The following is a 14970-nucleotide window of genomic DNA, read 5'->3' as shown; positions in this document are numbered from 1 at the left end:
CCCCATCCCCTACTCCCTAAGTAAATGTTAAAATTACCAATTACATTAAGCTTTACTACTGAATATGGCAACTCAAACCCAAAATTTTCAGGTATCGGCTGTAACTACTGATGCCCAACGAGAAATGTTTCTCGATGTGCCTTTTAAGGTATACAAAAACTATCCTAATTGGGTTCCACCCATTCGCAGTAGTGTAGCCAAACAATTAAAATCAGAAAATAATCCTTTTCTGGAATACGGCGAATTTCAACAGTTTATCGCTGTTTTGCAATCGAATGGTCAACCTTTAGGTCGAATTGTCGCGGCTGTAAATCGGCGATTAATAGAAAGCGAAGCGAAAAATATCGGGATTTTTGGTTATTTTGAATGTATAGAAGATTTTGACGTTGCCAATAGTTTATTAGAAACTGCTTGTCAATGGTTGCGCGATCGCGGTATGAATTTCGTTAGAGGACCAATTAATTTATCTACTCATAATAGTTGTTTGTTTTTGGTAGATAGTTTTGATTCTCCACCAATGATGATGACACCTTATAATCCGCCTTATTATCCAGAATTTATGGAAAAGGCTGGTTATGACAAAGGTAATGACGCTTATGCTTATGATTTTCCTTTACATCTGATTTTAGATCCCAAATTTGAAAAAGGTTACAACATTGCTTGTAAATCTGGGATTAATTTTCGTCCCCTCCGCACTAAAGGAGAAGGTTTTGAGCAAGATTGTCGCAGTCTTTATCAATTGTTTACTACAACTTTTGCGAATAACTATAGTTCAACTCCTCGTAGCGAAGAAGAATTTCTCGACGAAGCCAAAGAATTACAGTCACTAGTAGATCCAGATGTGTTTCCTGTTGCTGAAGATAACGGTAAAATGGTCGGTTTTTGGATGGGTTTACCCGATTATAATATTGCTTTGAAACAGGTTAACGGTAAACTAAATTGGTTGGGAATTCTGAAATTTCTTTGGTATCGTCGGCAAATCGACCAAGGAAGAGTAATTGTGATTTGTAGTTTACCAGAATATCGCCGTAAAATGGTTCCTTTAGGTTTAATTTATTTGGGAATGCAGGGAGGAATTAAAAAAGGTAAACCTTATAAAAGAGCAGAACTTTCCACAGTTTGGGAAGATAATTCACCTTCCCGAAAATTAATTGAAGCAGCAGGTGGCAAAATTTACAAGACTTACCGGATTTACGAGAAAACATTATGAAAGCTTTAGTAACAGGTGCCAATGGTTTCACGGGTTCGCACTTGGTAAAAGCGCTACGGCAGCGCGGCGACTCAGTAGTAGGATTGGTACGCAAATCAAGCAATTTAACCAGGTTAAAAGATACAGAAATGCAATTGGTTATAGGGGATATTACCGAGCGCAATGCTCTGCGTCAAGCGATGAAAGATGTTGATACCGTCTTTCATACAGCAGCTTTCGTTGAACTTGGTTTAGTCGATGCAGCGCAAATGGAACGGGTAAATGTGGAAGGAACCCAAGCCGTTTTAGAAGTTGCTAAAGAAATGGAAATCTCGAAAATGGTATATTGTAGCACTATAGGTATTTACGGCGATACCAAAGGTAAAGTAATAAACGAAACCTTTAAAAGAACCCAGAAAAACTTTTCCTCAGCTTACGATAGTACTAAATACAAAGCACAGCAGTTAGTAGATGACTATGCTGTAATTGGTTTACCCGTAGTCAGTGTCATGCCATCCGGTATACTAGGCGCAGATGATCCTCATTTCGGACCCGTATTTAAACTATTTTTGCAAGGTAAATTAAAATTTTGGGTAGGTGGCGATCGGATTACTGGGGTAGTCCATGTAGATGACTTGGTAAACGCGATGATATTGGCAGCAGAAAAAGGTGAACGAGGAGAACATTATATAATTTCTGCTGGTGAAGTTCCCTCCCGCGAAATGTTTGAAATTATCAGTAAACAAACAGGTATTTCCACACCTGGGGAAGTTCCCCAGCCCATAGTTAGAGTAATCGGTAATATTCTTGACCCCATAGGTAAAATATTATCGTGGAATCCACCCATAGGAAAAGAGCGAGTACATTATCTGTACGACCGCTGCGTGCGAGTTGATGCCAGCAAAGCCCGTGAAAAATTAGGTTGGCAACCCCGTGGTGTATCCCAAATATTACAAGAAATTGCTACGCAATTACAATAGACATCTCCGATAAAGAGACGCGAACCCTTGCGTCTCTACAAGGGTTTTGGTTAACACATATTTCATTTCCGGGAATCTTTTAGCAATAGCTTCACAGTTAAGAAAACTACAAGGGTTTTGGTTAACACATATTTCATTTCCGGAGATGTCTAATCCGAAATGTAGAAATGTTGATAGTATCGCCCCTGGATAATCAGTGATATGAAACGCAATTATCATCCTGAGAAATTGTTAAGATAAACTACGAGACAAATATTAGTTTATTTATTCCTTCACAATCTTATATGAATCCTGTATTATTAAGTGCTTCCAGAGCAATAATTTGTTTTATCATTGCCTTCGTACTTGCGAGTTTAGTAGAATATTGGCTGCATCGTCTGATGCACGTCAATCGTAAAATTGGTGAACGTCACCGTGACCATCATCGTCGTAACGAAGCACAAGGAGTAATCTGGGAATTCCGCGATTACACAGTTGGTGCTTCGGTAGCCATGCTGTTAATGTTTCTCTATTCCTGGGATGCTGGTTTGGGTTGGTTGCTCGGTAGTTTAACTTATGCAGCATTTTCCGCATACGCTCATCAATTGCAGCATGAAAACCCCACTAAATGTTTCTGGATGAAAATGCCAGTACATTACGTACATCATAAATATGGAATGTGGGAACATAACTTTGGTTTAGCTGTGGATTGGTGGGACCATGTTTTTGGTACTTATAAATCCGTAGAATGGCTGAGTGAGAAAGAAATGGCACTATCCGAGCGAGGTTATTTACAGTTGAAGTGGTGGTAATTTTTTGAAGTATTAAGTGAGTATTGGTGCGAACCTATGGGTGTTTTTTTTGAAGGGTCATTTTTGCAGGCTGAAACGATTACTGTATATGGGTTAGAAGGCTGTTTGTTCAAAAACGAGGTTCGCACCATTGCTGAAAGTGTTTGTATGACTGGATTTGATGGGTTTTCCCAAAAATGCCCCTTGACATACCAGTGGCTCAGACAGTATTTTATAAGAGGTTCGCACTTTTGTACCTTGAAAACTAAATATAGTAAGCTCTTTAGATGCTGGCAGTTGAAATCCAAATTAATCCCTATTAGGGATTGAAACTCGTAATCACAGTCAATCGTTGTGTCATCTAAAAAGTTGAAATCCAAATTAATCCCTATTAGGGATTGAAACGTGAATAGACTTTACGAATTGAATATTCATCAAAAGTTGAAATCCAAATTAATCCCTATTAGGGATTGAAACATCATTACCGTCCATACGAATAACTGAAAGATTCGTTGAAATCCAAATTAATCCCTATTAGGGATTGAAACAAGAGATATATAACTTATATTTAATCTATTCTTAGTTGAAATCCAAATTAATCCCTATTAGGGATTGAAACTACTGACATCAACTTTTTCTTGTATTTTATTCAATGTTGAAATCCAAATTAATCCCTATTAGGGATTGAAACTATTAATTCTATTACTAGAGCGATTGATTAAATGTTGAAATCCAAATTAATCCCTATTAGGGATTGAAACTTGTCTGTCAAGTCGTTGTTATTGGTTAATAGGGCTGTTGAAATCCAAATTAATCCCTATTAGGGATTGAAACTTCACAATCACTTAAAAGTGAATCATTATTTTTTGTGTTGAAATCCAAATTAATCCCTATTAGGGATTGAAACGAAGAAATTGAAATTGATTTACCTGTGGTTGTAGTTGAAATCCAAATTAATCCCTATTAGGGATTGAAACAATCTAACTTCTTTAACTCTCCAAGCATTGTAAGTTGAAATCCAAATTAATCCCTATTAGGGATTGAAACGCCAATATCATCAAATGAAATCAATGTAATGATTGAGTTGAAATCCAAATTAATCCCTATTAGGGATTGAAACTTTCAGTTGCATTATCAATTCCACGAGCTAAAACAAAGTTGAAATCCAAATTAATCCCTATTAGGGATTGAAACTTTGATGTAAATCGGGGGTAATTTCTCTGACTAGTTGTTGAAATCCAAATTAATCCCTATTAGGGATTGAAACGTCTACTCCTAAATAGTATCGGGTACACCCGATATTGTTGAAATCCAAATTAATCCCTATTAGGGATTGAAACGGGCTTTGCCTTTTCGACGCTGTACGACAACACTAAGGTTGAAATCCAAATTAATCCCTATTAGGGATTGAAACTAATAATAGAAAGAAAGAAGGGCAGCGAGCTAAAGTTGAAATCCAAATTAATCCCTATTAGGGATTGAAACCAATACGACCATCAATAGTTAGGAACGACGACAAGTTGAAATCCAAATTAATCCCTATTAGGGATTGAAACTCGGGTATACCAAAGAACAAGCAGAGAAGTTACGCCGTTGAAATCCAAATTAATCCCTATTAGGGATTGAAACTACCTCCGATATTAATACACTACGTCTTCTAATTGTTGAAATCCAAATTAATCCCTATTAGGGATTGAAACTCTGAACTGATTAAGATGCTCAGGAATAGCAACCTGTTGAAATCCAAATTAATCCCTATTAGGGATTGAAACCAAGATTATTCTCACTTCTGTGTCCATCTCGCCTAAGTTGAAATCCAAATTAATCCCTATTAGGGATTGAAACAGGTATACCACGAAGTACAGCACATGGGAGGGTAAGTTGAAATCCAAATTAATCCCTATTAGGGATTGAAACATTTTATTTTCAGCTTGCCGTGGGTCGAGTTCTTGTTGAAATCCAAATTAATCCCTATTAGGGATTGAAACACCCTCGACTGTACCAAAACCCTCATCATCTTCTGAGTTGAAATCCAAATTAATCCCTATTAGGGATTGAAACATCAGATTTTGATGATTCCGATAGAGAAATTTTGTTGAAATCCAAATTAATCCCTATTAGGGATTGAAACGGAACCGATGAATCTTGCTTACGATTCGGTTAGGTTGAAATCCAAATTAATCCCTATTAGGGATTGAAACTTTTGTAAGAAATTCCAATTGTTCTTTTTGGTAGTGTTGAAATCCAAATTAATCCCTATTAGGGATTGAAACTTCAAACCCAAGTGCCTTGCATACGCGCTTTGCAGTTGAAATCCAAATTAATCCCTATTAGGGATTGAAACTGACACTTAATATCAGGGTGCGAAAATCGCAACAGTTGAAATCCAAATTAATCCCTATTAGGGATTGAAACGTGGTTGTGTGAGGTACTCAGTAATTGCCGTGATGTTGAAATCCAAATTAATCCCTATTAGGGATTGAAACCATCAACAATCAAATATACTTCATAAGCTAATCTAGTTGAAATCCAAATTAATCCCTATTAGGGATTGAAACAGCAGCATTAAATTTAAACATAGGTATAATTAGCGTGTTGAAATCCAAATTAATCCCTATTAGGGATTGAAACTAGAAATAGGCAAGTTTTTTAATCTCAGATTATTGTTGAAATCCAAATTAATCCCTATTAGGGATTGAAACCTCTAACAGCAGTGTTAGCATCGCAGACAGCAAGTTGAAATCCAAATTAATCCCTATTAGGGATTGAAACGTAAATGAAATAATAAAGCTCCACTACCTAAAAAGTTGAAATCCAAATTAATCCCTATTAGGGATTGAAACATCTACAGTAATTTCTACATCTACCCCAGGTGTAGGTTGAAATCCAAATTAATCCCTATTAGGGATTGAAACGTGGTTTTAATTTCTGGTGCAAAGTTCGTGCTAGTTGAAATCCAAATTAATCCCTATTAGGGATTGAAACTTTCCCGGAAGCTTTATATAATGTTTCCCTGCTTTGAGGTTGAAATCCAAATTAATCCCTCTACCGGGATTGAAACCTATTCGGTGCGTCCCTTTAACGCCAACCATATGTTGAAATCCAAATTAATCCCTATTAGGGATTGAAACTCAAATAGTTGTAACTGATGCCATTTCATAATTTGTTGAAATCCAAATTAATCCCTATTAGGGATTGAAACGAATAACCCTGAGAGATTTAACCGCATCCAAAATGGTTGAAATCCAAATTAATCCCTCTACCGGGATTGAAACACTATCCAGTCACCCATGAGACAATGAAACATATTGTTGAAATCCAAATTAATCCCTCTACCGGGATTGAAACATCGACTACATCCAACATGAGATACCCTCCGACTGTTGAAATCCAAATTAATCCCTCTACCGGGATTGAAAGCTACTAGCCCAAAAGTATTAACACTCATGAATAGTTGAAATCCAAATTAATCCCTCTACCGGGATTGAAACTTGACGCGGGAAGATTGTTTTACGGAAGCGCAAATACGAATTAAATGCGTAGCAGCTTAAACTAAAAAGTTAATTGCTTGTATCATTTAATTCTTTCCACTTTAACGTCTTGTCAGTGATAGCCGAGTACTACAGATTAGGGTGCGGAATGTAGGATAAATATGAAGTATGCTGTAGTTGTTGGTTGTTATTTTCTGGCGTTGCTGAAAAGATGTATGAAAATAATTTTGCGTGATTTTGAAATCCTTGGGAGAAGTGATATAATTACCTTCGGACACACTTAGGTAACAGGTCTCTACATTTAAAATTCATAGTTAGATTCAGCAACGCCTATTTTCCACTATCCACTATCAATTATTTAGCAATTCATCGCGCTTGCAAAACAACTAAGGTCATATCATCGCTGTTTTGTCTATCTGCACCGATGAATTGCTGAATTTGATTAAATAAACAGTCAAGAATTTCTTGTGGTTCTTTGTAATATTTACAAGCGTTGCTAAAAGCAATAATCAGGTTTTCTTCATCAAAACGTTCACCCGAAGGAGAAGCCGCGTCAGTTAATCCGTCAGTATAATAAATAATTGTATCCCCTGGCTCTAGGTATGCTTGATTGTTTTCGTATTGACTGTGAGCTTCCAAACCGATAAGCATTCCATTTGTATCCAATCGACTAACGGTTTTTGTCGCTGCGTGCCACCACAAAGGAGGATTATGTGCGGCATTACTGTAGGATAAAAGCCGCTTCTGGGGGTCGTATTCCGAATAAAACAAGGTAATAAAGCGGCTGGAATTGTCCAAATCTGCATACATAACCCGATTCAAGTTTTGCAGAATTCGGGCAGGGGAATTAAGATGTAACACTTCACCCCGTAACATTCCTCGCATCATTGTCATGATTAAACCGGCGGGTACACCTTTACCCATCACATCGCCAATCACCATAGCCCAGCGATTGGGTTCGATATCATCGCCGTCTTTTGCTTCGGCGATCAAATTATGGTTAGTAGGGATAAAATCGTAATAGTCTCCCCCGACTTGATTTGCTGGTTTACAGCGAGCAGCTAAAGCTACACCAGGAATATTTGGGCATTGACGAGGCAAAAGCCGGCGTTGAATTTCCGCACCAATTTCTAATTCTTGATCGAGGCGTTCTTTTTTACGCAATTCTACACCAAGCTGGTCGTTTTCAATTGCGACTGCGGTTTGATCAGCTACCAAACGTACTAACTTTTGTCTAGTTTCTGTCCAAGTATATTCGGGGTCTCTACTTAAAACGTATAACCATCCACGTTCTTTGTGTTTAACCAGAATTGCAGTACCAAAAGCCTGCATATCTGGTCCCAAACAACGATGCATCTGAGCATCTAACATACCAGTAGTGGTTGCTAGAGGTGCAGATGTTGGCAGGGAAATTTGACTACTAGCGGCTTCTAATGCTTTACGTATATTTTTGCGCTGACGGCTATCTTGCCAATGTAGCTGTTCTAATCGAACTTGACCGTTTGGTTTGTACAGAAACAAAGCGCTACCGTCGGCATCCGTTACCCTAGTTGCCATCAGCGGTATTAGTTCCAAAAACTGATTTAAGTTATTGAAACTTCTCAGAGCAAATCCCAAAGATGAAAGTAAATCTTGGATTTTGTTCTGCTCCCGATGCAGCCGTGCCACAAGTTCTTTGAGTGCCACGACCGGAGTGACATCTGTTGGGACACTGCTATTACTATCAGCTGGTTGGGAAGGCAGTTGAGACACAGGCTATTGTATTATATTGCTCTTTTTTAATTGACTAAACTTTAGATGATTGATACATCAAACAAAACGAACGGAAAGAATAAACCATATTTATATAAGGTTTATCAGTTTAGCAAGAGTAGAAAGACAATTAGAGTAAATTTTATAACTATTTTTTTGTGGGATTTGTTTTTTTGATTTGTATAGATTTTTTGTTTGCGGGAACTTGGAGCCAAATATCAATTTGTCCCCCGGTAGAAATATTCTTATCTCATCACAGGTCGTTAATATTTTCATAAATTTATGATCAAATCATATACCTTCAGACGTAAAAAATATACTTGCTAACTAAGAGCAGCAGTTGGCGTTTTTTTCTAGCTAGTTTTGGTTATCACCATCGGAGGGTGAGAGCCTTTAGGGGTCAGAGCTTTCATGTTAATTTTCGTTGTAAAAAATCAATCAATTAAGATGTTAATCACAGTATGACAAAAAAAACAAATTTACGTATCAAATCTAGGGAAAGTATACCCTAAGACCTTTAATTTAAAACTTAGTCAAGATACTTTTTGAATGATCATCTTTTTTTTCTTATTTTTTATGGGGATATGTTCCTAGGTACAGTTAACAGACATGACTATAATCCAGCTATATTTATATTTATATATATATGCTGTGTAAAAATATAAAGCTCACCAGTTAGTGGGGAAGATAACATATTCCCAAGATAATTTCCAATTATCGGCTTGCATGAACAAGGGAAAATACTAGGACATATAAATATGGTGTTCTTAAGGGAATTTCCTAGAGCGAATTTTCGCATCTAGTGTAAGTCTATTTTTGGATTATTGCCCGATGTAACCGATTAACAGTAAATAATTTCCCTTTGCTCAACCACTAAGCAACGCTTCTACAAACTCGTAGCTAGAAAAAGGACGTAAATCTTCAATACCTTCACCAGCACCGATAAAGCGAATGGGTAAACCTAACTGTTGTACTACTGCAAGAGCAACCCCTCCTTTAGCAGTTCCATCAAGCTTGGTTAAAACTACACCGCTAAGTTCAGCAGCTTGGGAAAAAACCTCCGCTTGTCGCAATCCATTTTGACCTAATGTAGCGTCTAGAACCAACAGTGATTCTACTTTGGCATCAGGAGCTTTTTTATGAATAATTCGCCGAATTTTACTTAATTCTTCCATTAAGTTTTTCTTGTTCTGCAATCTACCTGCGGTATCTACTAGTAATAACTCGGTTTCTCGCGACTGAGCTGCTGCGATCGCGTCAAACACAACTGCTGCTGGATCTGTATTTTTCCCTGGATTCGCAATCACTTCAACTCCGCTTCTTTCACCCCAAACCTTAACCTGTTGTACTGCGGCTGCGCGGAAGGTATCTGCTGCACCAATCAAGCATTTGTAACCCGATTTATTTGCCAAATGAGCAATTTTACCGATAGTAGTAGTTTTACCAGCACCATTCACTCCAGTCATTAACCAAATATTAAAAGTTTCTTTTTCCGGAGTAAATGAAGCGAACTTGGATGAATCTTGCAGGGGTTTATCCAAAATATCCCGGAGAATTTTTTTGAGATATGCGATACCTTCTTCTGGTGGTAAAGCTTCTTGACGCAATTTTTCCTGCAAAGAATTAATAATGAAATCTGTAGCTTCCACACCGACATCGGCTTGGAGTAACAAAGCTTCAATTTGTTCTACCGCATCCGCATTCAGAGGTCCTTTACCAACAATTGCTTTAAGCTGGTTAATTAAACTACGACGAGTTTTATCTAAACCTTGCCGTAATTTTTGCAGCCAAGTAATTTCTTCAATTGAAACATCTTCCGCACGTCTACCTTGCGCTGCAAGTACTTCTGTTGACCATAAAAATCCTTCATCAAATGCCAGTTCCGATATTTGCTCAATTTGTTGGTTAGTATCATCAGCTACTTTTGCTGCGGATTCTAGCCGTGAATTTTCTATATCGATGGCACTAGCAATAAGTCTTTCCTGCTTAGCTTCTCGTTCTAAAGCAGCTTTTTCCAAGAAAGATAAATTAGCGGGTGCTATTGGTTCGGATACATTTGCTGTTTCTAGTTCCGATATTATCTGTTGCCCTGTAGCATCTGCATCTGATGTTTCTACCGCTGAAGTAGTAGTTGCAATAGTTTCTTCTACAACTTCTTCAGATTCGGTGACTGTTTGAGTTACTTCTTGGGGAGATTCTGTGACTTCTTCAGATTCGATCACAGTTTCAGTTAGTTCTTGGGGAGATTCTGTTACTTCCTCAACACTTATTTCAGATGTTGATTGCTCAGTTGAAGCAGTTGTTTGCTGCTTTTCCTGAATATTTTTATAAGCAGCTTTCGCAAACGCTAACAAATCAGTCGCTTCTGTGGTTGGAGATTGTGGAGTTTGCGTTTCGGTTGATTCTGTACTTACTTCTTTTTCAACAGCAGTTTGCTCTTGCTTCTGTTCGGAAGAAGTATCAGAAGATTTGTTATTTTGACGACGGAACCAATTAAAAACCATTGCATCTGATAACGAAGATTAAAGGTTAAAGGTTAGAGGTTAGAGGTTAGAGGTTAAAGGTTAAAGGTTAAAGGTTAAAGGTTTAAGGTTAAAGGTTAAAGGTCAAAGGTTTAAGGTTAAAGGTTTAAGGTTAAAGGTTTAAGGTTAAAGGTTTAAGGTTAAAGGTCAAAGGTATAATAACTACTAACCACCAACTACTAACCACTAACCACCAACTACTAACCATTAACTACCAACTCCTAACTCCTTTTGTTGGTCAGTGACTTTGCGTAAAACACCATTGATAAATCGATGTCCATCTTCTCCACTGTAGCGTTTGGCTAGTTCTACCGCTTCGTTGATTGCGACTTTAGCAGGAACATCAAAAAACTCCATTTCTCCTACAGCGATGCGAAGAATGTCTCGGTCAATTTGAGCAAGACGCATTACTTGCCAATCTACTAAAGCAGCAGATATCTTTTCATCTATAACTTTACGTTCTGCCGCGATTGTTTGAACAAGTTGAATGGCATATTGTCGCACGTCTTTATCTTGATTGGCTAGCTGGATCAATTCTGGAAAATCGAGGGTAGCAGCCAACTGATTTATTGCTATCTGAGTATACCCGATTGCCTCTTGGAGCATTGTTCTAGCAGTATTTAAGTCCGCAGCGCGAGTTTGACTGGTTAAAATACGGTCGTTACTGCGCTGTAGTTCAGCAGAAGCATTTTCTAAACTATCTTGTACTTCTACTCTCAAAGTACGTACTGCTGCAAGCACTAATTTGGGTAGTTGATCTTCTGTTAATTTTTTGGGATTTACAGGTATTTGAGAAAGGCTTAATAGTGCCAGTTCGCGGGCAATTTGACGGGGTGGACGACGGTCTTGCATATCATTCTTAATATAATTCGTAATCGCAATTGGGTGCCGCCGCAAGACGGCATATCGTAATTCAGCTTAAACAAATTTAACTTGCGTAAATATTATCCTTCCTCAACAGGTATTACTTGTCGCTTTTTCTCTCGTGATTCTAGTTTGCGCTCTTTGGGAATTTCTAAAGAAGGTAGAGGTGCTGCTTGAGAAACAATACCACCAGATATTAATATTTTGAACGCTTCTTCTATGGACATTGATAAGTTCACCACATCGTTTTCAGGAACCACAGCATACCATCCCGTTGTCGGATTAGGAGTGGTGGGAATAAAAACGCTCAACATGGCTTCCGGCATTTTGGCTTGAATATCGCTGCTCACAGCACCCGTAACAAAGCCGATCGCCCATATTCCCGGTCGGGGATATTCTACCAAAATTACACGGCGAAATTTACTATTGGTATCTTTTAATAACGTTTCTAAAAGCTGTTTAAGTGTTTTATAAATCTGTCCGGCTAAGGGAATTGCTTGTAATAAGCGCTCTCCAAAATCAAGTAACCATCTTCCCGCAATATTGCGAGCCATTAATCCAATCAAAAAAATACTCAGTAGTGGTACTGTAAATCCCACCACGAAGTTCAAGAAATTAATTAATAAAGGATGTAACCCTTCAAAAGGATTTAGCTGCTTGGGTATCTGGGTAAGAAAATTGATTACCCAAGTAGCAATAGTAACTGTTAACCAAATAGTGGTTGCTAAAGGAATTATTACTAGCAAACCAGCAATCAGGTCATTCTTTAGGTCTTGCTTCCAGCGTTCGTAACCCAAGCCTTTATTCTCCTTAATCCGGCTAGTGGAATTTCTGTTATTGCTATTCATACCAGCAAATTCGTCTTATTACTCTGAACATTTGCTTTTACTTCGCCTATATTATTAATACAAAAATACTAATAAGAATGAATTCGGCACTTGATCCTAGACCCGATAATTATATTGCGACTTGTCTTTAGTTAGAGAATATAAAATGGCTGGGTGACAATAGGGAGTAGGGAATAAGGATTAGGCACTAGTAAATCGAATGACTTACTATCTGGCTTGCGTTAACTTGCCAGACGACTAATTGAATATATTAATTTATATTAAATGTAACATTTTAATTAATTTGGTGCATGGCAATTGGGAGAGGTGAGAAGTCGAGCTTTTATCTAAAAACCCGACGAATGATGCTTTTCGGTTGGGTGAGAAGTCGGGTTTTTGTAACGATTCGGTTGTGTTCGAGATATTGCTCTAAAAACCCGACGAATGATGATTGTGCTTTTCGGTTTATTCCCCTAATAATGCCAGTGCTTGATTCATCACTCGGTCAGATAAGTACATTCCGCTCAGACGTAATTGTTCTAAAACCGGACGCGCTGCCGGAATTGCCCCAAGTTGTTTGGCGTTAAGAACTATACCTAGTGTACCTCGTAACGGAATACCCAAAGCCGCAGCACAACGACGGGCTGCTAAATCATCTACAATAACCTCAGTGCCAGGTTTGACATAACCCCAGGTCAGCACGGCAGATTCTCCAGCCCCCAAATCCCAGTTTTCAATGATTGATGGGACGGGTGGTGTTTCTTTTATTACTAACCAGGGTGTGGTAGCCAGAGCTTGGGCAGTTACATCTGTTGCACCGTATGCTTGAATTTCCGTTGCTACTGCTTGGGGAACAACAATTTCTGAACTGACTATCTGCAATAGGTGCAGAAAGCCACCCTTTGTCAGAAAAATCAGCGGGGAAGTGTTAATTGCGGGACTCTCAGCCACGATTTAATTCTCTTTGTAAGTCATTCATATCTACAACAAACACATCTACTTGTTCCCGTGCAAGAGTTGCAAGAAAGTCGCGGCGGTTTAAACCTGCTATTTGGGCAGCTTTTTCCTGGGAGACTTCACCTTTTTGATACCAGTAGATAGCCGCAGCCAGACGCATATCACGAACGAAATCATCTGGGGTCAGACGACGGGTTGAGAATACTTCTTCAGGTAAGTCTATATTTACATTGGTCATAGTATTTTTAACTTAATTAATTAAAATTTTAGTCTTTTCTTTCTCGCTAATACCCGACGAATGAGGATTGTTGGTTGGGTGAGAAGTCGGGTTTTTGTAATGATTCGGTTGTGTTCGAGATATTGCTCTAAAAACCCGACGAATGAGGATTTTCGGTTAGGTGAGAAGTCGGGTTTTTGTGATGATTCGGTTGTGTTCGAGATATTGCTCTAAAAACCCGACGAATGAGGATTGTGGTTTTTTGTTGGGCGAGAAGTCGGGTTTATCCCCAATTACCAATTACCAATTCCCAATTCCCAATTACCAATTACCAATTACCAACTCCTAACTCATAACTCCTAACTCTTTTTCCCCTTCCAAGCTGGGTGTAGGGATGTGTTTCATTTCCCAAGCTTTGAGTACGATTAAATATTCATAAAAAGCTTGCAGGGTACACCAAGCAAATCCGGCTCGTCCGTCTAAACAGCCTCCAAGCAGGAAGTACATATAAAAGAACCGCAGCAACGGTCTTCCTGGCATCCGTAATGATAAGTTTTTCAGAGCGCGGCGACGTTCTACTTCTGTTTTACCGAATAATAAGTCCCGCCAATTAACGTTTCCTTTTTCTAATTGATACAAAGTCTCTCTAGCTTCGTCCGTAGAATAACGGTTATGTTTGTCAATCCATCGACTCAAGCCTTTACCGGAAGTGTAATGAGGATAAGTTTCTTTTAAAAAACTGGTATTTCCTTCACAAACTTCTCTTTCAGTATGACCGTAATCTGTAAACCAGACTTTACCGTGACGGAAAAGACGCAATTGGTAGCGAGGATATTGAGTACTGCGGCGAATCCAGGTATTCATAAACATTACCCGCTCGGCTGCGTAATAGCCGATGTAGTCTGGATTCTTAGTTGCTTCCACACATTCCGCGAACAATTCCGGTGTCATCCGTTCATCCGCTTCGAGAATATACACCCAGTCATATTTCGGGGATATATTTTCTAACATCCAGGTACGTTGTTTCCCGTGACTTTCAAAAGCGTGTTCCACAACGCGCACCGGATATTCATTTGCAATTTCCACAGTGCGATCGCGACTGATCGAATCCACTACAATAATGTCATCCGATACCATCGCTGACTCAATACAAGCAGCAATATCCAACTCTTCGTTATAAGTCAATATATAAATAGTAATCATGTATTAAAAGTTAGGAGTTAGGAGTGAAGAGTGAGGAGTTAGGAGTTAGGAGTTAGGAGTTGGGAGTTAGGAGTTAGGAGTTAGGAGTTAGGAGTTAGGAGTTAGGAGTTAGGAGTTAGGAGTTAGGAGTTAGGAGTTAGGAGTGAGGAGTTAATTGCTCCCCATCTCCCCATCTCCCCATCTCCCCATCTCCCCATC

At 38.6% G+C, this 14970-nt stretch carries 10 protein-coding genes and 1 CRISPR repeat array; of the genes, 3 read left to right on the top strand and 7 right to left on the bottom strand.

Translation table 11 applies throughout. The features are described from left to right. Nucleotides 1-64: 64 nt before the first annotated feature. The 3 genes from IQ247_RS27200 to IQ247_RS27190 all read left to right on the top strand — a co-directional run bounded on the left by IQ247_RS27200 (nt 65) and on the right by IQ247_RS27190 (nt 2960). Nucleotides 65-1210, top strand: coding sequence for a hypothetical protein (locus IQ247_RS27200; RefSeq protein ID WP_193924748.1), 1146 nt, complete (start codon nt 65-67; stop codon nt 1208-1210). After that, on the top strand, nt 1207-2169 hold the full coding sequence (locus IQ247_RS27195) for an NAD-dependent epimerase/dehydratase family protein (RefSeq protein WP_193924747.1): 963 nt from the start codon (nt 1207-1209) through the stop codon (nt 2167-2169). Before IQ247_RS27200 ends, IQ247_RS27195 begins: the two co-directional genes overlap by 4 nt. A gap of 284 nt (nt 2170-2453) precedes the next feature. Beyond that, nucleotides 2454-2960 (top strand): sterol desaturase family protein, encoded by a 507-nt coding sequence (locus IQ247_RS27190; RefSeq protein WP_193924746.1) that lies wholly within the window; start codon nt 2454-2456, stop codon nt 2958-2960. Nucleotides 2961-3235: 275 nt separating this feature from the next. Beyond that, nucleotides 3236-5924: direct repeats of the CRISPR family, unit length 37 nt; unit sequence GTTGAAATCCAAATTAATCCCTATTAGGGATTGAAAC. A gap of 872 nt (nt 5925-6796) precedes the next feature. On the opposite strand, the gene IQ247_RS27185 is transcribed toward IQ247_RS27190, so the two are convergent. From IQ247_RS27185 to IQ247_RS27155, 7 genes are all read right to left on the bottom strand, one after another. Then, nucleotides 6797-8182: a PP2C family protein-serine/threonine phosphatase gene (locus IQ247_RS27185; RefSeq protein ID WP_193924745.1), complete on the bottom strand. Its 1386-nt coding sequence runs from the start codon at nt 8180-8182 to the stop codon at nt 6797-6799. Between the two features lie 866 nt (nt 8183-9048). Beyond that, on the bottom strand, nt 9049-10686 hold the full coding sequence (gene ftsY / locus IQ247_RS27180; protein ID WP_193924743.1) for a signal recognition particle-docking protein FtsY: 1638 nt from the start codon (nt 10684-10686) through the stop codon (nt 9049-9051). 225 nt (nt 10687-10911) lie between these two features. Next, nucleotides 10912-11556, bottom strand: coding sequence for a transcription antitermination factor NusB (nusB, locus tag IQ247_RS27175; protein WP_193924741.1), 645 nt, complete (start codon nt 11554-11556; stop codon nt 10912-10914). A 92-nt stretch (nt 11557-11648) separates the two neighbouring features. After that, nucleotides 11649-12416 (bottom strand): DUF502 domain-containing protein, encoded by a 768-nt coding sequence (locus tag IQ247_RS27170; RefSeq protein ID WP_193924739.1) that lies wholly within the window; start codon nt 12414-12416, stop codon nt 11649-11651. A gap of 444 nt (nt 12417-12860) precedes the next feature. Further along, entirely contained in the window at nt 12861-13346 is a 486-nt protein-coding gene (locus IQ247_RS27165; RefSeq protein ID WP_193924738.1) for a PIN domain-containing protein, read from the bottom strand. After that, nucleotides 13339-13590, bottom strand: coding sequence for a UPF0175 family protein (locus IQ247_RS27160; protein ID WP_193924737.1), 252 nt, complete (start codon nt 13588-13590; stop codon nt 13339-13341). Before IQ247_RS27160 ends, IQ247_RS27165 begins: the two co-directional genes overlap by 8 nt. A gap of 324 nt (nt 13591-13914) precedes the next feature. After that, nucleotides 13915-14772: a glycosyltransferase family 2 protein gene (locus tag IQ247_RS27155; protein WP_193924736.1), complete on the bottom strand. Its 858-nt coding sequence runs from the start codon at nt 14770-14772 to the stop codon at nt 13915-13917. Between the last annotated feature and the right edge of the window lie 198 nt (nt 14773-14970).

The organism is Plectonema cf. radiosum LEGE 06105 (assembly GCF_015207665.1).
Classification (GTDB): Bacteria; Cyanobacteriota; Cyanobacteriia; order Cyanobacteriales; family Nostocaceae; genus Rivularia; species Rivularia radiosa_A.
Note: the sequence above shows the minus strand (reverse complement) of the source record. Positions and strands in the feature narration are given on the sequence as shown.

Coding starts and splice junctions, on each gene's coding strand:
- IQ247_RS27155 (WP_193924736.1), bottom strand. CDS start 14,772: ATGATTACTATTTATATATTGACTTATAACGAAGAGTTGGATATTGCT.
- IQ247_RS27200 (WP_193924748.1), top strand. CDS start 65: ATGGCAACTCAAACCCAAAATTTTCAGGTATCGGCTGTAACTACTGAT.
- IQ247_RS27190 (WP_193924746.1), top strand. CDS start 2,454: ATGAATCCTGTATTATTAAGTGCTTCCAGAGCAATAATTTGTTTTATC.
- IQ247_RS27195 (WP_193924747.1), top strand. CDS start 1,207: ATGAAAGCTTTAGTAACAGGTGCCAATGGTTTCACGGGTTCGCACTTG.
- IQ247_RS27160 (WP_193924737.1), bottom strand. CDS start 13,590: ATGACCAATGTAAATATAGACTTACCTGAAGAAGTATTCTCAACCCGT.
- nusB (WP_193924741.1), bottom strand. CDS start 11,556: ATGCAAGACCGTCGTCCACCCCGTCAAATTGCCCGCGAACTGGCACTA.
- ftsY (WP_193924743.1), bottom strand. CDS start 10,686: ATGGTTTTTAATTGGTTCCGTCGTCAAAATAACAAATCTTCTGATACT.
- IQ247_RS27170 (WP_193924739.1), bottom strand. CDS start 12,416: ATGAATAGCAATAACAGAAATTCCACTAGCCGGATTAAGGAGAATAAA.